The sequence below is a fragment of the Streptomyces sp. NPDC086080 genome (assembly GCF_044540255.1).
GTDB lineage: Bacteria > Actinomycetota > Actinomycetes > Streptomycetales > Streptomycetaceae > Streptomyces.
In genome coordinates this window covers 15,788-40,949 of sequence record NZ_JBITRU010000037.1, presented here as the reverse complement: position 1 = coordinate 40,949, position 25,162 = coordinate 15,788, and the positions used below count along the sequence as shown (strand labels likewise).

General features: G+C 71.3%; 16 protein-coding genes, 2 tRNA genes, 2 pseudogenes and 1 riboswitch. Of the genes and pseudogenes, 14 read left to right on the top strand and 6 right to left on the bottom strand.

Features of this window, described 5'->3' with window-relative positions:
• Positions 1-38: 38 nt before the first annotated feature.
• On the bottom strand, positions 39-1,664 hold the full coding sequence (locus tag ACIF9R_RS32080; protein ID WP_399985950.1) for a metallophosphoesterase: 1,626 nt from the start codon (positions 1,662-1,664) through the stop codon (positions 39-41).
• Between the two features lie 83 nt (positions 1,665-1,747).
• Here ACIF9R_RS32080 and ACIF9R_RS32075 point away from each other — a divergent pair, with 83 nt between their 5' ends.
• The 3 genes from ACIF9R_RS32075 (at position 1,748) to ACIF9R_RS32065 (ending at position 5,427) form a co-directional block, all read left to right on the top strand.
• A complete protein-coding gene (locus tag ACIF9R_RS32075; protein ID WP_189557072.1) occupies positions 1,748-2,098 on the top strand; it encodes a metallopeptidase family protein in 351 nt (116 codons plus the stop codon).
• A gap of 923 nt (positions 2,099-3,021) precedes the next feature.
• On the top strand, positions 3,022-5,190 hold the full coding sequence (locus tag ACIF9R_RS32070) for a DEAD/DEAH box helicase (RefSeq protein ID WP_399985922.1): 2,169 nt from the start codon (positions 3,022-3,024) through the stop codon (positions 5,188-5,190).
• Between the two features lie 164 nt (positions 5,191-5,354).
• Positions 5,355-5,427, top strand: a tRNA-Lys gene (locus tag ACIF9R_RS32065).
• 33 nt (positions 5,428-5,460) lie between these two features.
• On the opposite strand, the pseudogene xerC reads toward ACIF9R_RS32065, so the two are convergent.
• Together xerC and ACIF9R_RS32055 are read right to left on the bottom strand one after the other, a co-directional pair.
• Positions 5,461-7,093: pseudogene (xerC, locus tag ACIF9R_RS32060) on the bottom strand (tyrosine recombinase XerC).
• Positions 7,090-7,755 carry a helix-turn-helix domain-containing protein gene (locus ACIF9R_RS32055; RefSeq protein WP_399985949.1) on the bottom strand — a complete coding sequence of 222 codons (666 nt, stop codon included), beginning with the start codon at positions 7,753-7,755 and terminating at the stop codon, positions 7,090-7,092. Before ACIF9R_RS32055 ends, xerC begins: the two are co-directional and overlap by 4 nt.
• 111 nt (positions 7,756-7,866) lie before the next feature.
• Between ACIF9R_RS32055 and ACIF9R_RS32050 the strand changes: the two genes are divergently transcribed.
• The 5 genes and pseudogenes from ACIF9R_RS32050 (at position 7,867) to fxlM (ending at position 14,281) form a co-directional block, all read left to right on the top strand.
• Complete coding sequence (locus ACIF9R_RS32050; protein ID WP_399985921.1) at positions 7,867-8,106, top strand: hypothetical protein; 240 nt, start codon at positions 7,867-7,869, stop codon at positions 8,104-8,106.
• Positions 8,107-8,370: 264 nt separating this feature from the next.
• Positions 8,371-9,628, top strand: a pseudogene (locus ACIF9R_RS32045) (DUF3631 domain-containing protein).
• An 870-nt stretch (positions 9,629-10,498) separates the two neighbouring features.
• Positions 10,499-11,050, top strand: a complete 552-nt coding sequence (gene mobC, locus ACIF9R_RS32040) for a plasmid mobilization relaxosome protein MobC (protein WP_399985920.1) — start codon at positions 10,499-10,501, stop codon at positions 11,048-11,050.
• Positions 11,051-11,055: 5 nt separating this feature from the next.
• Positions 11,056-13,059 carry a lanthionine synthetase LanC family protein gene (locus ACIF9R_RS32035; RefSeq protein WP_399985919.1) on the top strand — a complete coding sequence of 668 codons (2,004 nt, stop codon included), beginning with the start codon at positions 11,056-11,058 and terminating at the stop codon, positions 13,057-13,059.
• Positions 13,060-13,069: 10 nt separating this feature from the next.
• Positions 13,070-14,281 carry a methyltransferase, FxLD system gene (gene fxlM / locus ACIF9R_RS32030; protein WP_399985918.1) on the top strand — a complete coding sequence of 404 codons (1,212 nt, stop codon included), beginning with the start codon at positions 13,070-13,072 and terminating at the stop codon, positions 14,279-14,281.
• Between the two features lie 284 nt (positions 14,282-14,565).
• Here the strand turns inward: fxlM and ACIF9R_RS32025 are convergent, their stop codons facing one another.
• Positions 14,566-15,411, bottom strand: coding sequence for a hypothetical protein (locus ACIF9R_RS32025; RefSeq protein ID WP_399985917.1), 846 nt, complete (start codon positions 15,409-15,411; stop codon positions 14,566-14,568).
• Positions 15,412-15,463: 52 nt separating this feature from the next.
• Positions 15,464-16,285 carry an FG-GAP repeat protein gene (locus ACIF9R_RS32020; RefSeq protein ID WP_399985916.1) on the bottom strand — a complete coding sequence of 274 codons (822 nt, stop codon included), beginning with the start codon at positions 16,283-16,285 and terminating at the stop codon, positions 15,464-15,466.
• Between the two features lie 375 nt (positions 16,286-16,660).
• Between ACIF9R_RS32020 and ACIF9R_RS32015 the strand changes: the two genes are divergently transcribed.
• Positions 16,661-19,672: an AfsR/SARP family transcriptional regulator gene (locus ACIF9R_RS32015; RefSeq protein ID WP_399985915.1), complete on the top strand. Its 3,012-nt coding sequence runs from the start codon at positions 16,661-16,663 to the stop codon at positions 19,670-19,672.
• A gap of 193 nt (positions 19,673-19,865) precedes the next feature.
• Here ACIF9R_RS32015 and ACIF9R_RS32010 read toward each other — a convergent pair whose 3' ends face one another.
• Positions 19,866-20,153: a DUF3040 domain-containing protein gene (locus tag ACIF9R_RS32010; protein WP_399985914.1), complete on the bottom strand. Its 288-nt coding sequence runs from the start codon at positions 20,151-20,153 to the stop codon at positions 19,866-19,868.
• Between the two features lie 418 nt (positions 20,154-20,571).
• On the opposite strand from ACIF9R_RS32010, the gene ACIF9R_RS32005 reads away from it, so the two are divergent.
• From ACIF9R_RS32005 to ACIF9R_RS31985, 5 genes are all read left to right on the top strand, one after another.
• A complete protein-coding gene (locus ACIF9R_RS32005) occupies positions 20,572-21,576 on the top strand; it encodes a HAMP domain-containing sensor histidine kinase (protein WP_399985913.1) in 1,005 nt (334 codons plus the stop codon).
• Positions 21,577-21,604: 28 nt separating this feature from the next.
• Positions 21,605-22,264, top strand: a complete 660-nt coding sequence (locus ACIF9R_RS32000; RefSeq protein ID WP_399985912.1) for a response regulator — start codon at positions 21,605-21,607, stop codon at positions 22,262-22,264.
• Positions 22,265-22,387: 123 nt separating this feature from the next.
• Positions 22,388-23,521: a dihydrofolate reductase family protein gene (locus ACIF9R_RS31995; protein ID WP_399985911.1), complete on the top strand. Its 1,134-nt coding sequence runs from the start codon at positions 22,388-22,390 to the stop codon at positions 23,519-23,521.
• Between the two features lie 73 nt (positions 23,522-23,594).
• Positions 23,595-23,668: transfer RNA gene (locus ACIF9R_RS31990), tRNA-Met, on the top strand.
• Positions 23,669-23,962: 294 nt separating this feature from the next.
• Positions 23,963-24,119: riboswitch (cyclic di-AMP (ydaO/yuaA leader) on the top strand.
• Positions 24,120-24,131: 12 nt separating this feature from the next.
• Positions 24,132-25,151, top strand: a complete 1,020-nt coding sequence (locus ACIF9R_RS31985) for a M23 family metallopeptidase (RefSeq protein WP_399985910.1) — start codon at positions 24,132-24,134, stop codon at positions 25,149-25,151.
• The last annotated feature ends 11 nt before the right edge of the window (positions 25,152-25,162 follow it).

The following is a 25,162-nucleotide window of genomic DNA, read 5'->3' as shown; positions in this document are numbered from 1 at the left end:
GAAGCATACGTGGTCCCGGGAGCGTTCGCCAAAACGGTTTACGGCGCGGGGGTCGAGCGGCTTCCGGGGGAGGGTGACGGTGCGGTGGCCGGGGGAGCTGCGGAGGGCGAGGACGGGGTGGTGCCCGAGGGTGAGGGCGAGGTTCCCGCGCCCGGCTGGTTCTCCTCGGGAAGGTGCCGGCTGACCTCCGCCGTGGTCAGGCCGAGCCCGCCCAGTTCGATCGAGTCCCACGCCTGGAGGCGGCGGCTGTCACGGTCGAAGTAGAGGATCGACGTCTCGATGGGATCGGGGTACTCGCCCTCGATGGCGCGCAGGCCACTGCCGCCCGTGGAGCCCTCCACGCGGAGCCGGGTGCCGTACCGCATGACCTCCGAGTCCTCGCGGTGCAGGTGACCGGCCAGGACCAGCGGCACGGTGCCGTCGACCTCGCGGGCGGCCGAGGGTTCGTGGACGAGTGCGACGTCCACCGGGGTGCCGGCGGCGCGCTGGTCGCGCAGGGCCGAGGCAAGGCGGGCGCCGGCCAGCTCCTGGGACTGCTCGGCACCGGGCTTGTTCGTGCGGTCGGGGGTGAACTGCGGGTCGCCGATGCCGGCGAAGCGCAGCCCGGCCACGGTCTTCGCCCTGCCGTCGTCGAGCACGTGGACGTTCTTCAGGCCTTCGAGGTACCGCTGGGTGACGAGCGAGTCGTGGTTGCCGCGGACCCAGACATAGGGGGCGCCGAGCTTCTCGATGGGGTCCAGGAAGCCGTTCTCGGCGGCGGTGCCGTGGTCCATCGTGTCGCCGGTGTCGACGATCACATCCACCCGGTACTGCTTCACCAGCGAGGCGACGATCTTCCAGCCGGCGGGGTTGAGGTGGAGGTCGGAGACGTGCAGGACGCGGAGGGTGGTCGGGTCGGGCCGGTAGACGGGGAGGGTGGAGGTGGCGTCGTAGAGCTTGGTCACGTTGGTGACGAGGCGGGCCAGCTCCTGCTGGTAGACGTCGAACTCGGTGACGATGCTGCGCGCGTCGCCGACGAGTGAGGGGGCCGAGGAGAGCAGGCCGGAGAACTTGGGCTCCAGGACCGAGTCGGGGTTCCACGTGGCGTAGGCGGTGCCGCCGGACGCGGCCAGCAGGGTGAGGGCGAGGCCGCCGGCGGCGAGGGCACGGCGCGGGCGGCGGTAGATGACCAGACCGAGCGCGGTGGCGCCGGTGACGACGGCGACGACGGAGCGTACGGCGAGGTCGGCGGTGCCGCGGGCGACGTCCTGGGTGACCTCGTCCTGGAGGCCGGAGAGGCGCTCGGGGTGGTCCACCAGGACCTGGGAGCGTGCGGGGTCGAGCTGGTCGATGTTGACGTCGAGGCGCACGGGGGCGGTGTGGCTGTCGAGGCGGAGGGCGCCCAGGGGCGAGACATTGATCTTGGTGCCGCCGGTGAAGGAGGGGCGCAGGGCCATGGTGGTGTCCATGGGCCCCACGGGGACGCGGACGTTCCCGACGACGAGCAGACCGAGCCAGGCGCCGAGGACGACCACGGCGACGAGACCGAGCGCCCGCGCCCAGGGGCGTGACGCCGGGACCAGGGCGGGCGCCGGGGGCGTGGGCGAGGGGCGGCGGGCAAGGGCCCGCGGGACCCGTCGGATGCGGTGGAGGGTGTTCTTGACGGCGGAGGGGACGCGGGCCATTGGTCCCATGTGCTCACGTTGTGGACCGATATGCAAGTGCCTCGCGCCGCTCGCCCGGACGGCCCGTACCCGACAATGGCTCTGTGCTGGAGATGACGCGCGAGATGTTCGAGGAGCTGGTCTCCGAGGCGCTGGACCGGATTCCGCCGGAGCTGATGCGGCTGATGGACAACGTCGCGGTGTTCGTCGAGGACGAACCGCCGGCGGACGATCCGGAGCTGCTCGGGCTGTACGAGGGGACTCCGCTGACGGAGCGGGGTGAGTGGTACGCCGGGGTGCTGCCGGACCGGATCACCATCTATCGGGGGCCGACGCTGCGGATGTGCGAGTCCCGGGAGGACGTGGTCGCCGAGACGGAGATCACGGTGGTGCACGAGATCGCGCACCACTTCGGGATCGACGACGCCCGGCTGCACGCGCTCGGCTACGGGTAGGGGTCCCGTTCACCCTCCGCCGGGTCCGCGGTGTGTGACGTGAACGCCGCCCCGGGCCGTACGCGTGTCCTCCGGCGGGTGGCGGGAGTTGGGGTTGTCGACCCTGTACTCCCATCGGAGGTGGCTCCGTGCGCCGCTTGTACGTACCTGTCCGCCTGGCCGCCACCGTCGTCGTTGTCGCCGCCGCCGCAGGCTGTGTGAGCGTGGGTGGGAGCGGCGCCGGCGGCGCCGGCGGGCCGTCGCACTCGGTGGGGCGGTCGGACGGTGACGCGCCGGACGGCGGCGGTACCGGGCCGGGCGGCGGTGCCGGGTACGGCGCCGCGGCGGACGGCGGCGAGCGCGTGGACGGGGGCAAGGACAAAAGGCGGACGGGCAAGCGGAGGAAGGACGGGGCGGGGGCGTCGGCGTCGCCCGGGGCCTCGCCGTCCCCGGGGGCGAGCCGGCCGGAGCCGGCCGACGGCGATCCCGGCGGTCTCCCGGGGCCGGCCCCCGACGACGGTCAGGAGCCTCCGGAGCCCTCGCGGACTCCGGACCCGGAGCCCACACCGGCGCCGCCCGAGCCGTCGGCCCCACCGGAGCCGACCCAGGCGGAACCGTCCTCGTCGGCACACCCGCCGCCCGGGACGCAGCTGGCGCGGCGGGAACCGGCGCCGGAAGCGGGGGCGCCGGTCTAGGGTCCTCCTCCGTGCCGGCCCTGCCCCTCGAACCCCGCGTTCACCTGCCGGTTTGCTTTCGGGGTACCGGGGTGCGTATGGTGGCAGATCGTTTGATCCTATTTGCCCGGCGCCACTGCAGAGCGCGCCGTGTGGCGCGTAGTCTCTCCCTTGCCGTGGTGGACCGCATCGAGGCGGTCGTATTGCGAAGTGCGAATCACGGAGTTGACGGGCGCGTGCCGAAGAGACTCCGGAAGGTTTCGCATTCGTATGCCCATCGCCAGTACTGATCACGTCGTCGTGCCCGAGAACATCGAGGACACCGACATCACCATCGAGAACATCGAGGACACCGACACCGACGTCAGCACCGAGCCGACGGCCTCCGAGCCCACCTTCGCCGGCCTCGGCCTGCCCGAGGGTGTCGTGCGCAAGCTCGCGCAGAACGGCGTGACCACCCCCTTCCCGATCCAGGCCGCGACCATCCCGGACGCCCTGGCCGGCAGGGACATCCTCGGCCGTGGCCGCACCGGCTCCGGCAAGACCCTCTCCTTCGGTCTGCCGACCCTGGCCACGCTGGCCGGCGGCCGCACCGAGAAGCACAAGCCGCGCGCCGTCATCCTGACGCCGACGCGTGAGCTCGCCATGCAGGTCGCCGACGCGCTCCAGCCGTACGGCGACGTCATGGGCCTGAAGATGAAGGTCGTCTGCGGCGGCACGTCGATGGGCAACCAGATCTACGCCCTCGAGCGCGGGGTCGACATCCTCGTCGCCACCCCGGGCCGGCTGCGCGACATCATCAACCGCGGCGCCTGCTCCTTGGAGAACGTGCAGATCACCGTTCTCGACGAGGCCGACCAGATGTCCGACCTGGGCTTCCTGCCCGAGGTCACCGAGCTGCTCGACCAGGTCCCGGCGGGCGGCCAGCGCATGCTGTTCTCCGCGACCATGGAGAACGAGATCAAGACCCTCGTCGACCGCTACCTCAACGCGCCGGCGACGCACGAGGTGGACGCGGCACAGGGCGCGGTGACGACCATGTCGCACCACATCCTCGTCGTGAAGCCCAAGGACAAGGCGCCGGTCACCGCGGCCATCGCCTCCCGCAAGGGCCGCACCATCATCTTCGTGCGTACCCAGCTGGGCGCCGACCGCGTCGCCGAGCAGCTGCGCGACGCCGGGGTGAAGGCGGACGCGCTGCACGGCGGCATGACGCAGGGCGCGCGCACGCGGACGCTGGCGGACTTCAAGGACGGTTACGTCCACGTCCTGGTCGCCACGGACGTCGCGGCGCGCGGTATCCACGTCGACGGCATCGACCTGGTCCTCAACGTGGACCCGGCCGGCGACCACAAGGACTACCTGCACCGCGCGGGCCGCACGGCGCGCGCCGGCCGCACCGGCACCGTGGTGTCCCTGTCCCTGCCGCACCAGCGGCGTCAGATCTTCCGGCTGATGGAGGACGCGGGCGTCGACGCCACGCGCCACATCATCCAGGGCGGCGCGGCCTTCGAGCCGGAGGTGGCCGAGATCACCGGTGCCCGGTCGATGACCGAGGTGCAGGCCGAGTCGGCGGGCAACGCGGCACAGCAGGCCGAGCGCGAGGTCGCCCAGCTCACCAAGGAGCTGGAGCGGGCGCAGCGCCGTGCGTCGGAGCTGCGCGGGGAGGCCGACCGGCTGCTGGCCCGGTCCGCGCGGGAGCGTGGCGAGGACCCGGAGACGGTGGTGGCCGAGGCGGCCGTCGTGGCGTCGGCCGAGGCCGAGCTGTCGCTGCCCGAGCAGCAGACCGCGCGGGAGGCCGAGCGGACCGAGCGCGTGGAGCGCCCGGAGTCCTCGGCGCCCTACGAGCGTCGTGAACGCCGTGACGACCGTGGCGGTTTCCGCCGTGACGACCGTGGTGACCGTGGTGGGCGTTCCTTCGAGCGTCGTGACGACCGGGGCGGCTTCAACCGGGACCGCGACCGGGACCGTGACCGTGGCGGTTTCCGCCGTGACGACCGTGGTGAGCGCGGTGACCGTGGTGGGCGTCCCTTCGAGCGCCGTGACGACCGCGGCGGTGACCGTGGCGGTTTCCGCCGTGACGACCGCGGCGGACGTCCCTTCGAGCGCCGTGACGACCGCGGCGGTGACCGTGGCGGTTTCCGCCGTGACGACCGTGGTGAGCGCGGTGACCGTGGTGGGCGTTCCTTCGAGCGTCGTGACGACCGGGGCGGCTTCAACCGGGACCGCGACCGGGACCGTGACCGTGGCGGTTTCCACCGTGACGAGCGCGGCGGCCACCGGGGCAGCGACCGCCCGTTCAACCGCGACCGCCAGGGCGACCGCCCGGGCTTCCGTACCGGCGGCCACGACCGCCCGTCCGGCCGGCGCGACGACCACCGGGGGGCCGGTTCCTTCGGCCGCCGCGAGGACAAGCCGCGCTGGAAGCGCAACGGCTGACGCGGCCTCACCGAGGTGACACCGAGCTGACCGGAAGGGCCCGCACGACACGCGTCGCGCGGGCCCTTCCGCGTTCCGGGCGGGACACGTCGGGACCCGCCTCGCCGATACCCGATCGGAGACCCGGTCACGTCCCGCTATGCTCGGGGAGGCAACATCGCCAGGGGCCCTTAGCTCAATTGGCAGAGCAGTGGACTTTTAATCCATTGGTTGTGGGTTCGAGTCCCACAGGGCCTACGGTTCGCGGGCGGGGGTACCCCCTCTGACCTGCTACGCAGCGCCTGAGTCGGCTTCGGTCGGGTCGGGCGCTGCTTCGTTTGCCAGCCACTGCGTGAGCGATGCGTGAGCGGATGCGTTCGTGGCCTGCGGATCGGGTGCAGCCTGGACGGACGAATCGGCAGCCGCTTGACGCGATCGCGGGATCAGCATCGCTGCCTTCTCGGCGATGTCGCGGTCCAGCTCAGGGAGCAGGCTCGTGTATGTGTCCGAGGTCAGCGTGATGGTGGAGTGGCGCAGGGTCTCCTTCACCGTGTGGATGTCGCCGCCGCCTCCGTGCGTGAGCGTCGCGGCGACGTGACGAAGGTCCCGCAGGGTGATGGGTGGCAGGTCGGTTGTGGCCAGGGTGCGGCAACCCTTCCGAGACCGTCTCCGGGTGGAGCCAGGAGCCGTCCTCCTTGGTGAACACCTTTCCGGTGTTCTGCCAGGCGGTGCCCCACTCCGCGCGCTCCTTCTCCTGACGGACCTTGTGGTCGCGTAGGGCGGCGATGTTCACGCTGTCGAGCGCGATCGTGCTCGCGCTGCCGTCCGTCTTCGGCTCGGACTCGTAGGGGTCCCAGCCGTCCACCACGATCTCCTCGGGGGTGATGAGGCCGGCGTCGAGGTCGATCTCGTGCCAGTCCTGGCCGACCGCCTCGCCGCGACGGAGGCCGCGCGTACCCATGAGGGGGAAGATCGCGTACAGGCGGTCGCCCTCGGCGGCGTCGAGGAAGGCGCCGAACTGCTGCGGGGTCCACACCATGACCGGGCCAGGCATCTCGCCCGTCTCACGCCACCGCCGGACCCGCTCGTCCGTCCACAGGAGGGGCTTCGGGCGCCTGCCGGACTCCAACCCGACGTGGGAGGCCGGGTTGAAGGTGATCAGCTGCTGGGCGATCGCGGAGTTGAGGGCCGCGCGGAGAGTGCGGCGAATCGCCTGACGACTGGCCGGGCCGGTTGTCTTCCGGAACGGCTTCATCTCCGCCAGCTTGGCCCGTTCGGCCGCGAGCAGCTGGCGCTCGGCTCCGATGGGACGACCGGGCTTGCTCGGCTTGCAGCGGGCGATCTGCTCCCGCCGGGCTTCGTTCTCGGCCGCGATCACCTCGTTCTCGTCGGCGATCGCGTCGAACATCCCTACCAGGTGGCCGACGTTGAGGCGGTCGAGGCGTACGTGCCCGATGCGGGGCTTCAGATGGACGCGGATGTGGGAGGCGTAGCCGTTGAGCGTGGTCTTGCGGCGCTTCTTCGCGGCGAACCACTGGTCGAGCCACTCGCCGACGGTGAGGCTGCCGCGGAGGGCCAGGTCGGCCCGCAGACGGCGGCGGGTCTCCTCGATGGCCGGCAGCGGGGCTTTCTCGACTGAGACCTCCTCCAGCATGGCGACGAGGTGCTGGAGGCTGTCGGAGTCGTCCCTGTCCGCCAGGGCGAGCAGCGAGCGGACGTGGTCGAGGTCCGCCTGAGCGTCCTTCAGGGAGTCGTAGCCGGCGCGGCTGAAGGAGCGACGGGTGCCGTCCTCGTGGGGCGGGAGCTCCTGGCGTATGGAGTACGAGCCGTGCTTGCGGCTGGAGAGCTGGGGGCACTTCTTGCCGAGCGGTTTGCCGGTCTTGGGGTCGCGGCAGTAGCAGCGGCGGTGGGTGGAGCCTTTCAAACGCGTTCCTCCGGGGTGGTGTTGGGTTCTTCATCGGGCGGGTCTACGTCGCCCAGCGCGTGTGGCAGACGGGGTGGGGTGGCGCCCTCCTCGCGGAGCTCGCGGCGGAGGTGGCGGAGGCTGTACTTGGCGGAGATGGCCTGGTCGGCGTACTTGGTCCGCTTGCGCTCGGCTTCTTCTTGCTGGGCGCGGCTGGTGGCGGTCTTGGCCGCGAACCGGGCCTGTTCTTCCTCTTCGAGGGCGGCGAGGGCGGTTTGTGCGAGGCTGGCGTGGTGCTCGAAGTCGGGGACCAGGCCCGCGTCGTACATCGGCACCTCCTCTTCACCGGTGAAGTGCCGTAGCGCGTCCCAGGTGGGGATGAGGTGCTGGAAGGGGAGTTCCTGGGTCTCCTCGACGTAACCGACCGGGAAGATCAGGCAGACCGGGTACGTCTCCAGGGCCGCCGCCAGGACCATGACGTCCACGAGCGGCAGATTGGCCCGACGGCCAGACTCCATGTTGGCGATCACGTTGCGCGGGATGGGATGCCCGAGCTGCTCGCACCGGTCCGCCAAGTCCTGTGCGCTCCATCCCATCTCCTTCCTTCTGCGCCGGACTTCGCCGGCCACGTTGGCATTGATCCGATCTGCCCACTCCGGGAAGTCGTCCTCATCAGCATCCATACGGCGTTGTGTCATGAAGACACAGTAGCTTGCGCATGATGGTTGGTACCCGCCTGGAGCCGGACGTGATGGGCACGTTCGCCGAGGGCTGTACCGAAAGGGGCGCACTGCATGCGCGAAGACGCGACGAACGGACAGTCGAAGGGCTCGAAGGGGATGAGCCGGGAGGAGCTGCTCGCCCTGCCGGTGGCTGTTGACCTGGATACGAGCAACCGAGCAATGGGGCTCGGGCGGAGCAAGGGGTATGAGCTGGCGAAGCGGGGCGAGTATCCGTGCAAGGTGCTGCGGCTAGGCAACGCCTACCGGGTCGTGACCGCAGACCTGCTGGAGCTGCTCGGACTGGCGGCGTGAAAGCGGGGCAGCTTAGCAGACGGTTCTGCGCTGAGCTGACACAGAAGCGCTGGACTGTCGACGGGCGTGGACGTACTGTCCGTGTTCCCTCGGGGAACAACGCACGCGTCCCGTCTCGGGACAGAGCGAGTGTTCAGTCTCTGAACGCAGCGAGCCTCCGGCGCAGCAACGCCGGAGGCTCGGGAAACCCCGCCGCCCGCATCCAACGAACGATCCGCGCGCACCGGGCCTGCATGCCCGGTGGCGCAGAAGAGGAGCCGCCCTGTGCAACCTACGACACCCGAGCCCTATTCCGCGCCCGGTACCGCCGCCTGGCCGCTGGTCGCGGTGCCGGGCAACCCCGACCAGCGCGAACCCGAGGACACCGTGCCGGTCGAAGCCGCCGCGCCCTCGGACACACCCCTGGATCCGGAGCCGACACCGGGCTCGGCGCTGCTGGACGAACTGCGCGCGAAGATAGCCAGGTTCGTGATCCTGCCCTCGCCGGAGGCGCTGGACGCGGTCACGCTGTGGGTGGCGGCGACGCATCTGCAGCCCGCGTGGCAGCATGCCCCGCGTCTGGTGGTGGTGGGGCCGGCGAAGCGGTGCGGCAAGTCGCGGCTGCTGGACGTGCTGACCGAGACGGTCCACGAGCCGATGCTCACCATCAACACCACCCCGGCGGCGGTCTTCCGGTCCATCACCGAGGAGCCGCCCACCCTGCTGGTGGATGAGGCGGACACCATCTTCGGCACGCCGAAGCAGGCGGAAAAGAACGAGGAGATGCGTGGTCTGCTCAACGCCGGCCACCAGCGCAACCGCTACGTGACCCGGGTGGTCGGCAACGACCACACTCCGCACCGGTTCGCCACCTTCGCCATGGCCGCCCTGGCCGGGATCGGCGACCTGCCCGACACGATCATGGACCGGTCGGTGGTCATCCGGATGCGCCGCCGGGCGGAGGGCGAGAGCGTCAAGCCCTTCCGCTCCCGCCGCGACATCCCAGGACTCCATGATCTGCGGGACCGTATCGCCGCCTGGGCCAGGCCGCTGCTGGACGAGGCGGCGGATCTGGAGCCGGACATGCCGGTGGAGAACCGTGCCGCCGACACCTGGGAGCCCTTGATCATCGTCGCCGACCTCGCAGCCGGGCCCTGGCCCCGCCGTGCCCGCGAAGCGTGCGCGGGGATGGTAGCCGCGGAGATCGAGGCGGAGGAGGACCAGCCCGGCGAGGCCCGGATCCTCGCCGACATCCGCCGGGTCTTCGTCGCCCAGCGCGAGGTCGACAGCCTCTCCACCGACGAGCTGCTGCACCACCTGCGGCAGAACGCCGAGAGCCCGTGGGCGGAATGGGGACGCAGCGGGCACCGCCCGCGAACTGGCGGCGATGCTGCGTCGGTACGACATCAAGCCCGGCAACGTCCGCCTCGCCGATGGAACACAGCGCAAGGGCTACATGCGCAACAAGTTCCTCGACGCGTGGCGGCGCTACTGCCCCACCGTTCACTCAGTGAACGCCGAGCATGCCCCCGGCTCGGACTGAGCCGCGCGGCCCCCAGGTGACCGTCCCTGCCGTCCCTGCCGTGATCCCGCAGGTCAAACGGCATGCAGTCGGGACGGAAACCAGGGGCAAGACGGCAACGCGATCATGACGACCGCGCTGCCACCAACCGAACGCTGCCCCGATCCGTCTTGTGTCGTCCCGGGCGTCCCCGTCGTATCAGCGCAGGTCACGACGCTGTCGACCGGGACGGCAAGACGGATGCGACCCGTCCACGGCCACTGGACCGCAGCCCCACCGCCCGCGCACGCCCCAAGGCGCGCCAGCGCCGCCGGGACGGAACACCGACCCCTCTGCCGTACCGGCCCTGACCTGCGCTGGCAACGGCCAAGACGGCAAAGACGGACCACGCCCTCGCTGAGCACGGCACACTCAGCCCGTCCCTGCTCCGGAAGGCAGTTAAGGACAGGGACCTGACGATCAGCAGTCGGCGGCAGACCGAGGTGATGGAGATGCTCCGGCCCGAAATCGAAGCCGCCGCCAAGACCGGTCCCGACAGCGGCTGACCGGAATCCTGAGGGGTGACCGGAACCCCCTTCCGGTCACCCCGGCCGGCCGACCACCGCACCGCTCACCGCCCCCTTATCCACACCTGTGGATGACGTGCCGACCACCAGCACTCCGCCGCTCCTTCCCCCAGTCCTTCCCCGCCGACCCGCCTCTTCCGGAGAACCGCCCGTGACGCACGACCCGCACCGCTCCGACCACACTCCCGACGAGCCGCTGCCGCTGACGAAGTCCCCTACGCTGATGGGGCGTTTGCGGCAGGCGTTCGGACGGGCTGCCCCTGGCGGAGCCAGTAGTACCCCGAGTCCGACTCAAGGCCGGACGTCAGGGATCTCCGCCCCGGGGGTGGCGGAGACGGCCCAGCGCCAGGGGGCGCCGGACCAGGAGGTCGGAGCCGAGGGCGGCTCCGACCTGGACACGCTTCACGCCGTCCAGCGAGCCGTCCTGCGCCCCGCAGAGAGCGCAGCCGTCGCCGCCGGCGAGCCTGCCGTGCAGAGCGTGCAGCCCACGATCCGCCGCTTCACCGGCACCAAGCGCAACGACCGTGTCGGCCCGCTGCGCTTCACCGGAGACCAGCGAGCCCGTCTCCAGCAGGCCGCTGCCGAGCACGGCTACAAGGGCGACTCCGGCTTCGCCGCCGACATCGTCCTCGCCTTCATCACCGGCCGGTTCACCGCCAACCTGCCCCTGTCGGAAGACCGCCGCCGCACCCACATCTTCCGCGCTCAGGTTCTGCGCCAGCTCAACCGGATCAGCGTCAACGTCAACCAGATCGCCCGCGCCCTCAACAGCGACCACACCCCACCCGACATCCGTCAGCGCCTCACCGAACTCCACCACCTGCTGGAGCTGATCGCCGAGGCCCTCTGCCAGCCCGCCGACCCGGAGGAGGTCTGACCAGCGTGATCGCCGCCATCAAGCCCGCCGGGACCAACACCCGTGGCCTGCTCGCCTACCTCTACGGCCGCGGAACCCACGACGAGCACTTCGACCCGCACATCGTGGCCGGATTCGCGATGCTCGGCATGCCCGACCCCGGCCGCGACGAGAACGCCACCCTCACCGAACTCGGCCGCTACCTCGACGAGCCGGTCTCCTTGCGCAACAGCGAGTTCGGCAAGCCGGTCACCGACCACGTCTGGCACTGCCCGGTCCACGCCGCCCCCGAGGACCGCTACCTCTCCGACGCCGAGTGGGGCGAGATCGCCCAGCGCATCGTCCAGGCCGCCGGCATCGCCCCGCCCGGGGATGAACTGGCCTGCCGCTGGATCGCCGTACGCCACGCCGACGACCACATCCACATCCTCGCCACCACCGTCCGCGAAGACGGCCGCCGCCCCAAACTCCACGACAGCGGCCTCCGCGTCGGCGACGCCTGCCGCGACATCGAGAAGGACTACGGGCTGCGCCGCCTGAAGAAGGCCGACCGCACCGGCGGCCGCCGCCCCACCCAGGCCGAGGTGCACAAGGCCGAACGACTCGGCTGGGAACAGCCCAGCCCAGAGTGGCTCCAGGACCGCATCCGGGCCGCCATCCCCCACGTGACAGGTGCCGAGGAATTCATCGCCTACCTCGAAGCCAGCGGCATCGAGGTCCAGGCCCGGCGCGGCCCGCCAGGGGACCTCCTGGGATATGCCGTCGGCCGCCCCGGCGACGTCAACGAGGCCGGCGAGCAGATCTACCACCCCGGAAGCAAGATCTCCCCCGACCTCTCCCTGCCCAAAATCAAGGCCCGCCTCGAATCCAGCACGCCCGAAGAACACCCCACCGCACGCCGCCACCACCCCAGCACCCCCTGGCACCAAGCCACCGACGCCCTCGACACCCTCCACACCGACCTCGCCGACGACACCCACGCCCAAGCCCACATCACCGCCCTCGGCGAACTCCTGGAAGCCACCGCCCAGAAGGCACCCGCCCATCTGCGCGCCGAACTCCAAGACGCCTCGAAGGCGTTCGCCCGCGCCCAGCGCTCCCAGATCCGGGCGGAAGACACCGTGCTCGCCACGCTCGTACGCACACGGCTCGCGGGAGCCCATCGCCGTATGGACACCGGCCGTCCGCCGCGTATGCAGGAGTACGACCTGATCTCCGGCCTCACCGGACTGGGCGCGCTCCTCCTGCATCGAGGCACACACCCGGGGCTCCTCGAAGATGTCCTTCGCTACCTGGTGCAGCTCCTCCAACAACCGGTCATCGTCCATGGTGAGGCAGTTCCGGGTTGGTGGACCTCGGACAGCCCGAGCGGTCGGCCCGATGCCGCCTGGCCAAGGGGGCACGGCAACTTCGGGATGGCGCACGGTGTCGCCGGGCCCATCGCGCTCCTCGCCCTCAGCGCCCGCGCCGGGCACAGTGTGGCCGGCCAGCATCAGGCCCTGATCCACTGCTGTCGCCTGCTGGAAGGACGAGCGAGCTACCTCCCCAACGGCGCAACCGCCTGGCCGGAGACCCTCACCATCGACGGCTGGATCGACCGATCAACCATGCCGAGGCGTCCTGGAAGACCATCGTGGTGCTATGGCACTCCCGGCATTGCCCGCGCCCTCCAACTCGCAGCAATCGCATGCTCCCGCGCGGCGACCCAGCGTCTGGCCGAGGACGCCCTCACGGCCTGTGCCGCCGATCCCGAACAGCTCGCCCGCATCGACAACGCCACGGTGTGCCATGGCTGGGCCGGACTTTGTCTCGTCATGGACCGGGCCGCAGCCGACACCGTCCCCGACAGCGTGCTCCGGCGCGTGCTGCCGCGTTTGCGTTCCCGCTTCGCCGCCCACGTGGCACAGCATGCGCTCCCCGGAACCGCCGGGCTCCTGACCGGCGGCGACGGGATCCTGCTCGCGCTCCACACCCTCAACCCCACCCACCCCGTTGCCACTGGGTGGGAGAACTGCCTCCTCCTCAACTGAAAGAGCCCCTGTGAACGACACCCCCACCCTCGACGACCTGCGCAACCAGCTCGTAGACGAGATCATCGCCAAACGCCCGCTACCCGCCCCGATCGAACAGGCTCTGCGCACCGTCCGCCGCGACCTTCACCTGCCAGGTCTCGACCCGGCCACTGCCTACACCAACCGGGCCGTCACCATCAAGGACCACCCCAACGGTCCTCTTGCCCTGTCCTGCGCCTCCGTGCCGTCCACGGTCGCGATGATGCTTGCCCAGCTCGACCCGCAGCCCGGCGACCACATCCTGGAGATCGGTGCCGGCACCGGCTACAACGCCGCCCTCCTCGCCGAACTCGTCAGCCCCGATGGACAGATCACCACCATCGACATTGACCCCGGTGTCGCCCTGCATGCCCGCCAGGCCCTCAACCGCACCGGCTACGAACACGTCCGCGTCATGGAACGCGACGGCCTGAAGGGCGCACCCGAGTACGCCCCCTACAACCGGATGATCGCCACCGTCGGCCTCTGGGACGTGCCCGCCTCCTGGTGGCAGCAGCTCGCCGACTGCGGCCAGCTCGTCCTCCCGCTCCGCTGGCGCGGCCAGACCCGCTCCGTCGCTCTCACCCGCCACGGCGACACCCTCGTCTCCGACGATATGGAACTGTGCGGCTTCGTCCCCATCATCGGCCAGCACGGCGAACGGACCACCGACCCGGCCCACGGCACCGTCCGTCTCCACCACGACCAGGACCAGCCAATCGACCCCGACCAACTCGCCGAGGTCTACTCCACCCCGCCTACCGAACTGTGGTCGCAAGCCCGGGTCGGTAGCGAGGAAACCTTCGACGGCATCTGGCTGCGCGCCACCGCCTTTGACGACACCGTCTGCCGCATCGAAGCCACCAAGCAGGCGCTCGAGGACGGTGTACGGCGCCCCGCCATTCCCAGCCGCAGCCCGGGGCTCGTCTCTGGCAACTCCCTCGCCTACCTGATCGCCGAACGGGAGAACACAGACCCTCAGCGACCCTCGCGTCTCGGCGCGGTCGGCTATGGCCCCGATGGGATGACCCTGGCCCACAGTCTGATCGCCCACATCACCGCTTGGAGTACCGACCGCGCAGCGGCACCGCACATGACCATCCACCCGGCCGACACCCCGGATAGTGATCTCCCTGAAGGACACGTCATTGACAAGGCCGACAGCCGAATCGTGCTGTCCGTCACCGGGATGGGCGTATGAGCTCGGGCAAGCTCGATTCCTGCACGGCCCCCCAGGAGCTGTCGAACTCGCATGCCGCGCATGCGAGGTACCGGTCCAAGCTACCCTGAACCGCCCCGGCTCGGCATCCCACTCGCGACCACCCCCGATCGGCCGCAGCTGCACGTGCCGGCCGTCGAAGTCCATCACCTTGCCAACGCGTCTGCTGGCCGTGTCCTGGACGGTGTCGCTGACCGTCGGGCCGGCTATACGCCGCCAACGTCACCTGGCGGTGAACTCACCCTCACGGGAAGAGGCCGCCGCAGTCAGCGCGCGGCCTCCTCGGCTGCCGGCGCCGGTGGGTCGTCGGCCGTGATGCGTGCCAGCAGTGTGTGGGCTTCCCGCACATGGGGGTGGTCGGGATGCAGAAACCGCTCGCAGTCGCTCAGCGCCTCACGGACCGTCGCTTCCGCCTCACTTCGGCGCCCCAGGCCATGCAGGGCGACGGCCGTGGCAGTGCCCAGCCTCCCACTCTGGCCCCGATCCCAACGTGGGGTGAACCGGTGCGCCTCGGTGAGCGCTTCGTCGTACCGCTTCTGCCCGTTCAGGCTGCGCACCAGGCCGCAGTGCAGAGCGGCGACCGCCGTCCCTTCGGCGCGGGGCAGATTCCCCCGGGCGATGGCCTCGGCCTCCTCATAGCGGGCTTGCCCGCACAGCGCGTCGACCAGGTTGTCCAGTACGCACAGCTCGATGTGCCACACCGGTGCCAGATGCTTGAGCCGCGTCAGGTCGCGCAGTATGTCCAGCCCCTCCGCCTCCGCCTCGCTGTGGCGCCCCGCACTGTTGAGGACCAGCATGCGGTTGCTCCGGATCATCAGCAGCAGTACCCGGCCGGGGCCGGCCATCTCACTCAACTCCGCTGTGAGAGATTCCAGCTCGTCCAGCACCTGTTCCCCGCGCCCGTGGGCACAGGCCGCCGCCGTGGCCAGAGCCTTGGCGTGCCACCCCACCGCGAGGCCCCGACTTCGCCTGCGCCTGCGCCCCGATTTCTCCTCCAGCGCTCTGGCTCCGGCCTCGGCCTCCTCGTACTTGCCTTCCTGGTACAGCTGGTAGAGGCCCTCCAAGGTGGCCGCATCCCTTACGCGGCTCCGCGTCATCCGTGCGATCTTCACGGGCCGTGAGGTTACGTGAAGTCGCCTGGCAAAGACAGATCCGGCCAACATCTCAAGCAGGAGCCGGGGCCCGCCGCCCGAACCGAACGGCGAGCTCCGAAGTGAACTGCGTCAGTGCGGCAGCGCGATGCCGAACGCGTCGCCGTCGCTGCCGGCGGACCAGCCCAAGTCGGCCTCGGCGAGGGCCGTCGCGGACTCCAGGGTGCTCAGCTTCACCTTGAGGACGGTTACCGTGCCGGCCGCGTTGCCGGGTGCTCCGACCAGGGGTTACACGGCCGTTGCCGTCGGTGTCCAGTGCGCCGACGGTCCAGCCGAAGTGGTCGTCGGTAGCCATGGTGCCCGGCACTCCCTCGGTGTCCTGGTCCACCCAGAGCGCACCCTTGGTGGTGATACCGCCGGTGGTGTTGCCGAAGAGGATCATGGAGGCACCCGAGCCGGTGGCCGAACCGACCGCCTCGCTGCGCATGCCGACGACCAGGTCGTCCACGCCGTCGCCGTTGAAGTCGCCCGCGGCGAGAGCGGAGGCGAAGTAGTCCTCGGATTCGGGTGCACCGGAGATGCCGGGGCTGTCCTGGTCGAAGAGCTTCACGCGGCCGGTGGACAGGCCGCTGGCGTTTCCGTAGAGGACCGCGAGCCGACCGGCGGCTCCTTCGTCGCCGACCTCCTCGTCGGAGACGCCGACGGCGACGTCCGTGTAGTCGTCGTCGTTGAAGTGGCCGAGGGCAAGGGAACTGCCGGCGAACTCGCCGATGCCGGTGATGTTTCCGGAGTCGACGTAGCCGCCTGCGGCGGGTGCGTCGTCGATGGGCCCGTACAGGACGTGGATCGAGCCGCGGTCGGAGGAGCCGGAGATCTGTTCGCCGAGTGTGGCCACGACCAGGTCTGCGGTGTCGTCACCGTGCGCGGCCGCGGTCGTCGTTCTTCCGTAGATCGAAAGCCGCTACTCAGCGGACCGCAGTGCGTGAGCGATGCGTGAGCGGATGGTGTGGCAGAGGCCGTCACGGCGTGGACGGAGCGCACGGCGGTACCCAGCCTGACCAGGTGGTTCCGGACGCCCGTGAAACGTTCGGAACCACCCAGCAAGATCACGCCAGGACTTTTAATCCATTGGTTGTGGGTTCGAGTCCCACAGGGCCTACCTCATGTTCAGCCCCTGACCTGCGGCGGAAGCCGGAGGGCAGGGGCTGTTCCGGTTCACGGGCGGCCGCGGCCCGAGGGGACCGGATGCGGGGGTACTAGAGTTCGAGAAATGGACGCATCGGGGAACGGGCTGCGCTTCGCCGTACTGGGGCCGGTCCGGGCCTGGCGCGGAGAGCGGGAGCTGGACCTCGGCTCCCCACAGCAACGGACGGTCCTGGTGGCCCTGTTGCTGCGCGGCGGACGGCCCGCCACGCTGGGCGAGCTCATCGACGACGTCTGGGGCGAGCAGCCGCCGGCCGCTGCCGTGTCCGTCCTGCGGACCTATGTGTCGCGGCTGCGCAAGGTGCTGGAGCCCGGCAGGAGCCCGGCCGCCGCCTCGCGGGTGCTCGTCTCGGTCGGCGACGGATACCTGGCGCGGGTCCCGGGAAGCGCGCTGGATCTGACGGTGCTCAGGCAACGGATCGTCCGGGCCCGGGCCTTGCGCACGGCCGGCGAGTTCGATGCCGCGGCGGGTCTGCTGCACGCCGTGCTGGACGGCTGGCCGGAGGCGGCGCTGGTCGGGCTGCCCGGTCCGCTGGCCGAGGCGGAGCGTGTCCGGCTGAACGAGGAGCGGCTGGCCGTGCTGGAGAGCCGGATCGAGAACGATCTCGACCTCGGCCGGCACGGCGAGGTGATCGCCGAACTGATGTCGCTGACCCGTCAGCACCCGCTGAAGGAGCAGCTGTGCCGGCTGCTCATGCTGGCGCTGTACCGGTCGGGACGGCAGGCCGAGGCGCTGGAGGCGTTCCGCGCCACCCGCCGGATCCTCGTGGACCAGCTGGGCATCGAGCCCGGCGCCGCGCTGCGGGAACTGCGCGACCGGATGCTCGTCGCCGACGCGGCCCTGGAACTCGTACCTCCCCCGCAGCAGGCCCCGCCGTCACCGTCGGGCCGGCCCCCCGCACCGGCCGGGCAGCGGATCACCCGCCCGGCCCAACTGCCCGCCGACCTGCCGACCTTCGCCGGCCGCAGCGCCGAGCTCGACCGGGTACGGGCCCTTCTGCCGGACGACGGACAGGCGCCGCAGACGGTGGTCATCGGGGCGATCGGCGGCATGGGCGGCATCGGCAAGACCACGCTGGCCGTGCACTGGGCGCACGAGATCGCCGACCGCTTTCCCGACGGGCAGCTCTGCATCAACCTGCGGGGCTTCGACCCGACCGGTGCGACGGTGACGCCGGAGGAGGCGATCCGCGCCTTCCTCGACGCCCTCGGCGTTCCCCCCGCGGGCATTCCCGCCGGTCTCGACGCACAGGCGGCGCTGTACCGCAGCCTGCTCGCCCCGCGGCGGGTGCTGATCCTGCTCGACAACGCCCGTGACGCCGGCCAGGTACGCCCGCTGCTGCCCGGCTCGCCCGGTTCGCTGGTCATCGTCACCAGCCGTAACCGGCTCACCGGTCTGGTCGCCGGCGAGGGGGCGTTTCCGCTGACGCTGGACCAGCTGACCGCCGGCGAGGCCCACGATCTGCTGGCGCGCCGCCTCGGCGCCGGCCGGCTGGCCGCGGAACCGGAGGCGGCGGGCGAGATCATCACCCGGTGTGCCCGGCACCCGCTGGCGCTGGCCATCGTTGCCGCCCACGCCGCCGGCCACCCCGGGTTCCCGCTGGCCTCCATCGCCGAGGAAGTGCGCGCGAGCCACGGCAGTCTCGACGCGTTCACCGGGGGCGACGACATCGCCACCGACGTACGGGCCGTCTTCTCCTGGTCGTACCAGGCACTGTCCGTTCCGGCCGCGCGGCTGTTCCGCCTGCTGGGCCTGCCCGCCGGGCCGGATGTGTCGCTGCCCGCCGTGGCCGCCCTCGCCGGTCTGGAGATACGCGAGACCCGCACCCTGCTCGCCGAGCTCACCGGGGCCCACCTGGTCATCGAGCGTCTGCCGGGCCGCTACACCCTGCACGACCTGCTGCGGGTCTACGCAGCGGAGCGCCTCCACGCGGAAGACCCGCCGCCGGAGCGGGAGCGGGCCGTCGAGCGGCTGCTCTCCTGGTACCTGCACTCCGCCGAGGCCACCTATCCACTCCTCACCCCGAGCCGTCACCGGATCCCCCTCGAACCCCTGCCCGCCGGGTGCCGGCCGCTGGAGTTCACGACGCGGGAGGAGGCCCTGGAGTGGTGCGAGAGAGAGCGGGTCAACCTGGTCGGCGCGGTGCACCAGGCCGCCGGGTCCGGGCAGCCGGGCATCGCCTGGCGGCTGCCCGCGGTCCTGTGGGGGTTCTTCTACCTCCGCAGCCATATGCACGACTGGCTCGACACCGCGGGCGCCGGACTGGCGGCAGCCCGTGCCGCCCACGACCGTGCCGGCGAGGCCCAGGGCCTGGCCGACACGGCTGCCGCGCTGCGCAGCGCGGGCAGGATCGAGGAGTCCATCGAGGTCCAGTACCAGGTGATCGCCGTCTGCCGGGAGCTCGGGGACGTGAGGGGCAGGGCGACGGCGGTGGGCAACCTCGGCGACGCCTACCTTCAGATCGGCCGGTTCGACAAGGCCGTCGAGTACATCCGCCGCGGACTGGCCATCGACCGGGCCCTCGGCAGCGAGTGGGGCGTGGGTATCGCCCTGACCAATCTCGGCGACGTCTATCAGCGGCTCGGCCGGTTCGAGGAGGCCGTCCTGTATCTGGAGGAGGCGCTGATCGTCCTGCGCAGGAACAGCCACCGCTGGGCCGAGGGCCTCGCGTACGACTCCCTCGGCACGGTCCACCACGGGCTCCGGCACTACGACGACGCCATCGCGCACTTCCATCGCGCGCTGGACACCCACCGGGCCGTCGCCAACCGGTGGGGCGAGGGCCATTCCCTGAGCAACCTCGGCGACGTCCTGCTCGACGCCGGACGGCCGGAGGACGCCCGCGCGGACTGGCGGCGGGCCCTGGAGATCTTCATGGAGATCGGTCATCCGGACGCCGAGAAGGTCCGCGGGAAGCTCGGCCGCCCGCCGGAGGACGGCCCGGGAGGGGACGGCCCCGGGCTGGACGGGCCGGGAGGGGACGGCCCCGGGCAGGCAGGCTCGGGAGGGGACGGCCTGGGGGAGGACGGACTGCCCCGCCCGCCCGCCGATGGGCCCCCGCCCCGACGGCCCACCTGACACGTCTCCCGCCCTCCCCACACGCATGCCCTCGCTGTGCCCCGTTCACCGGGTGGCGGCCCGCCACGCAGTGCCCACCGACATGGCGGGCCGCCACCCGCACAACGGCCGACGGGCACCGGTGGTTCAGCGTTCCTTCACCCGTAAGGGAGAAACCCGGGGCGGTCGGCGCCGGCGCCGGCGGCGGTCCGCGTCAGCGGCGGTACGAGGGCCGTGCGCCCGTACGGCGGCGATCGGGGTCGAGGAGTTGCACGGCGATGCCGGAGAGCACCAGGCCCGCCGCGATCATCAGTCCGTCGGGGACGATCACGCCCACGATCAGCATCGTCACCCCGATGACCAGCGCCCACCAGGCGCCCGTGCGCCGGTACTCGCGGGGGCGGGCCGGCTGTCCGGTGGACAGCGAACGGGCGAAACGGGGATCCTCGTGCTCCAGTCGGGCCGCGAGGGCGACCAGGCGATCGTCGTTGGACGGGGTCACGGCTCCTCCTTCCCAGAGGGGGTGGCCGCACGGCGTCGCGCCGGCGGCCGTCACTCCGGTACCGCCGGACGGGTCAGGGGTCCGTCGGCATGCTGCGGAATCGGGCCGCTATAAAGGAGTTTGCCCGTGTGCCGACGAATCGTGCGTCCGGTACCGGAGACTTCAGCGTCTCCCGTCGCCGCCGGTCCGGGCCATCGGTCGCGGGCCCCATCTCCCCTGGGGGCCGATGTGCACGCGGCCCGTCGGCCGGCCGGGACCCCGAGGAGAAAATGGGGGTTGTCACGGATGGCGCGGGGACGGATCAGGGCAGAGGCTGGACCATGACGGCCCGCGCCGCGCCCCCGGTCCGTGGGCCCGTCCCGGCTCCCGCCGCTCCGGGAGCCCATGTGAGCGGCCCGTGGTGAGGAGGCGGTAAAGGGTGCCTCTGTTCTGGCGGATCTTCATGCTGAACGCCGTCGTCCTCATCGTCGCCACGGCACTTCTGCTGGGACCGGTCACCGTATCCACCCCCGTACTGCTCACCGAGGCCGCGGTCCTCACCGTGGGCCTGGCCGCCATGCTGGTGGCCAACGCACTGCTGCTGCGCTTCGGCCTCGCCCCGCTGCAGCGCCTGACCCGGGCCATGACCACGGCGGATCTGCTGCGCCCCGGACACCGTCCCGCAGTCGGCGGACGCGGCGAGATCGCCGAGCTGATCACCACCTTCAACACGATGCTCGACCGGCTGGAGGACGAGCGCGCCACGAGCAGTGCCCGCGCGCTGTCCGCGCAGGAGGGGGAGCGCCGCCGCGTCGCCCAGGAACTGCACGACGAGGTCGGCCAGTCCCTGACCGCCGTGCTGCTCCAGCTCAAGCGTGCCGCGGACCACGCCCCGCCCGACCTGGGCGAGGAACTGCGCATGGTCCAGGAGACCACCCGCGCCAGCCTGGAGGAGATCCGGCGCATCGCCCGCCGGCTACGTCCGGGCGTACTGGACGAGCTGGGGCTGGCCAGTGCCCTCAAGGCCCTCGCCACCGAGTTCGGCGGCCCCGGTCTGAGCGTCCAGCACAGCCTCGCCCCGGACCTGCCCGAGCTCGACCGGGAGACGGAGCTCGTCATCTACCGCGTCGCCCAGGAAGGCCTCACCAACATCGCCCGGCACTCCGGCGCCCGACGCGCCGAGCTCGCCCTGTACCGCGCGCCCGGGGGTGTGGAGCTCCGGGTCCGGGACGACGGGCGGGGCATCGGACGGGCCGAGGAGGGCGCCGGCCTCCGCGGGATGCGGGAGCGCGCCCTGCTCGTCGGTGCCGTGGTGACCGTGGAGTCCCGCGCCGGTGGCGGTACCGAAGTGCGCCTGGCCGTCCCCGTCCCCGCCCGTTTCCCCGCGCACGCCCTCGTTCCACTGCGCGGCCCGTCCGCGTCCGCGCACGCTCCACCCCCGTGACCGATGTCCCCCGACCGGAAACGCTGACATGACCGAGCAGGCCCTCACCCGCATCCTCCTCGCCGACGACCACGCGCTGGTCCGCCGGGGAGTTCGCCTCATCCTGGACGGCGAACCGGATCTGACCGTCGTGGCCGAGGCCGCCGACGGTGCCGAAGCACTCGAACAGGCCCGTGAACACCGCCCCGACCTGGCCATTCTCGATATCGCCATGCCCCGGCTGACCGGTCTCCAGGCGGCCCGTGAGCTCTCCCGCATCCTGCCGGAGACACGGATCCTCATCCTGACCATGTACGACAACGAGCAGTTCTTCTTCGAAGCGCTCGCCGCCGGCGCCTCGGGCTACGTCCTGAAGTCCGTCGCCGACCAGGATCTCGTCGAGGCCTGCCACGCCACCATGCGCGGTGAGCCGTTCCTCTACCCCGGGGCCGTCAACGCCCTCATCCACAACTACCTCGACCTCGCGCGGGAGGGCCGGACCCTCCCGGCCAAGGCCATCACCGACCGTGAGGAGGAGATCCTCAAGCTGGTCGCCGAGGGCCACACCTCGCAGCAGATCGCCACCCTGCTGGTGATCAGCCCCAAGACGGTGGAGCGGCACCGCGCCAACCTGCTGGCCAAGCTCGGCCTGAAGGACCGCCTGGAACTCACCCGGTACGCCATCCGCGTAGGACTGATCGAACCCTGACCGACGAGGGACCGGGGCGCCCGCGCGCCCGGCGGGTTGTCAGACTTGGCCCGGGCCGCACCGCGGCCCGGCCGACCGCGCCCCTCCCCCGGCCGGCCGCCGACCGTCACCCGGAGTACGCCGATGCCCCGTCCGTACGTCCTGCTGTCCGCCGCCGTCTCCCTCGACGGCTACCTGGACGACACCGGCCCGGACCGGCTGCTGCTGTCCGGTCCGGCCGACTTCGACCGGGTCGACGAGGTACGGGCGGGCGTGGACGCCATCCTGGTCGGCGCCGGCACGATCCGCGCCGACAATCCCCGGCTGCTGGTCAACTCGCCCGAGCGGCGTGCCGCCCGGGTCGCGGCGGGCAGGCCCGAGTACCCGCTCAAGGTCGCCGTCAGCGGCTCCGGCGACCTCGACCCGACGGCGCGGTTCTGGCACACCGGCGGCGAGAAGATCCTCTACACCACCGGCGAGGGCGCCGAGCGGGCCCGCGCCCTCGGTATCGCCGCCGACGTCGTCCCGCTCGGCCCCGCACTCGACTGGCGGCCGCTGCTGGAGCATCTGCGCGCCGTGCGCGGGGTGCGGCGGCTGATGGTCGAGGGCGGCGGGCAGATCCACACCCAGTTGCTCACCCAGGGCCTCGCCGACGAGGTGCAGTTGGTCCTCGCTCCGCTGTTCGTCGGCGACGCGGACGCCCCCCGCCTCTTCGGACCCGGGTCCTACCAGGGCGGTCGGCTGCGTCTTGTGGAGACCCGCCCGATCGGTGATGTCGTGCTCATGCGCTACGAGCCCACCGCGCCCGGCACCGGGGCGCTGGACTCCGCCGCCGACCACCACTGGCTGGCCCTCGCCTGTGAGCTGGCCGCCCAGTGCCCGCCCTCGACGACGGCGTTCAGCGTGGGCGCGGTGGTGGTGGCGGCCGACGGTACGGAGCTGGCGCGCGGGCACTCCCGGGAGGGCACGGACCCGGTGGTGCACGCGGAGGAGGCCGCGCTCGCCAAGGCCGACCCCACGGACCCCCGTCTGGCCGGCGCCACCGTGTACTCCAGCCTGGAGCCGTGTGCCCGGCGCGCGTCCCGGCCGGCGCCCTGTGCCCGGCTGATCCTGGACGTGGGGGTACGGCGGGTGGTCACGGCCTGGCGGGAGCCGGACACGTTCGTGGCGGGGGCCGACGGCAGCGGCGTGCTGGCGGACGGGGGCGCCGTCGTCGTCGTCCTGCCGGAGTACGAGGAGCGCGCCAAGGCGCCGAACGGGCATCTGCTCGACGGCTGAATCCCGCGCGGCGGCGGGCGCCGGTCATGGGTGTGCGCCGTGTCCCGCGCATGACGTACACTTGTCTCAACGACGCGGGGTGGAGCAGCTCGGTAGCTCGCTGGGCTCATAACCCAGAGGTCGCAGGTTCAAATCCTGTCCCCGCTACTGAAGGCCGAGGGCCGGAATCCGAAAGGGTTCCGGTCCTCGGTGTTTTTGCCGTCCGGCGCCCGTCTCACTCGCTGTGATCGTATCGTCCCGCAGCGCATAACAACTGACGAACCGTCAGATATCGCCTCGCGTCCGAGGTGCAGTCAACTCGCCCGTTTTTGACCACTCGTGGCGCTTAAGTCCGCGCGGGAATCCTTAATGATCAAGAGGAACGGCTTGGAATCCGGCCCTCACGTCTATTAACGTTCGATAACGCAGCGCGGTCGTCCCAGCCGTCACAGAAGTCGGCTCCGTGCGCACGCGCCGAATCCCGCAAGGGAACCGGGGAACCACCACATTGGGGTGAATCGCGCGGACAGCGCCGTGGCAACACGGCTCGGTACGCGCGTAGGAGACCTTCCTGCTCCGAACCCGTCAGCTAACCCGGTAGGCGAAGAAGGAAGGAAAGGAGCACGCCCACGTGGCGTCCAACCCGCCTGCCCCCGAGGCCCCGTTCAAGCCGAGCGACACCTTCGCCTACGGTGAGGTCCGCGCCGACGAGGGGCCCTTCGAGGAGTGGAACCCCACCGCGGAGTCCCTTCGCCCGGTCCGTGGCCGGCACCGCGTCTCCAAGCAGCGCGGGGGAGGGCTCGCCCGTAGCTCCACCGTCCTCGGTGTCGGTGTCATAGCGGCCGTCGGTGCCGGTGGCATGGCCACCGCCCAGACCGGCAAGCCGCCGGTCTCGATCTCCATGCCCGACCTCCCCACTGTGGGTTCCCTCATCTCCGACGAGGAAACCCCCCAGGGTTCGGCCACCCCCCTCAGCACCCTCGGTATGACCGAGGACGAGGCCGACCAGGGATCCTCCGGTGCCGGTGAGGCGTTGCGCAGCCGGATCATGGCCCAGGTCGAGCAGCAGCAGATCCAGGCCGAGACCAAGGCCGCCGCCGAGGCCGTCGCCGCCGCCGAGAAGCAGGCCGCCGAGGCCGCCGCCAAGGCGGAGAAGGAGGCCAAGGCCAAGGCCGAGGCCGCCAAGAAGAAGGCGGAGGAGGAGGCCGCGAAGAAGGCCGAGGCCGAGCGCCTCGCCGAGCTGGCCACGCAGTACACGCTGCCGACCTCCTCGTACACCATCTCCTCGACCTTCGGTCAGTCCGGCGCCTACTGGTCCTCCGGCCAGCACACCGGCCTCGACTTCGCCGCCCCCAGCGGCACGCTGATCAAGGCGGTCCACACCGGCACGATCACCTCCGCCGGCTGGGACGGCTCCTACGGCTACAAGACGGTGCTGACCCTCGACGACGGCACCGAGATCTGGTACGCCCACCAGTCCTCCATCAGCGTCAGCGTGGGCCAGAAGGTCAACACCGGCGATGTGATCGGCCGAGTCGGCTCCACCGGCAACTCCACCGGGGCCCACCTCCACCTGGAGGTCCACACCGGTGGCTCCTCCTCGGGCATCGACCCGATGGCCTGGCTGCAGAGCAAGGGCCTCAACCCCTGAGCCCCGCCGCC

Excerpts from the sequence above, each read along its gene's own strand:
- ACIF9R_RS32055 (WP_399985949.1), bottom strand. The coding sequence starts at position 7,755 with ATGGATGCTGATGAGGACGACTTCCCGGAGTGGGCAGATCGGATCAAT.
- ACIF9R_RS31995 (WP_399985911.1), top strand. The coding sequence starts at position 22,388 with ATGCCCCGTCCGTACGTCCTGCTGTCCGCCGCCGTCTCCCTCGACGGC.
- ACIF9R_RS32080 (WP_399985950.1), bottom strand. The coding sequence starts at position 1,664 with ATGGCCCGCGTCCCCTCCGCCGTCAAGAACACCCTCCACCGCATCCGA.
- ACIF9R_RS32050 (WP_399985921.1), top strand. The coding sequence starts at position 7,867 with ATGCGCGAAGACGCGACGAACGGACAGTCGAAGGGCTCGAAGGGGATG.
- ACIF9R_RS32015 (WP_399985915.1), top strand. The coding sequence starts at position 16,661 with ATGGACGCATCGGGGAACGGGCTGCGCTTCGCCGTACTGGGGCCGGTC.
- ACIF9R_RS32070 (WP_399985922.1), top strand. The coding sequence starts at position 3,022 with ATGCCCATCGCCAGTACTGATCACGTCGTCGTGCCCGAGAACATCGAG.
- ACIF9R_RS32000 (WP_399985912.1), top strand. The coding sequence starts at position 21,605 with ATGACCGAGCAGGCCCTCACCCGCATCCTCCTCGCCGACGACCACGCG.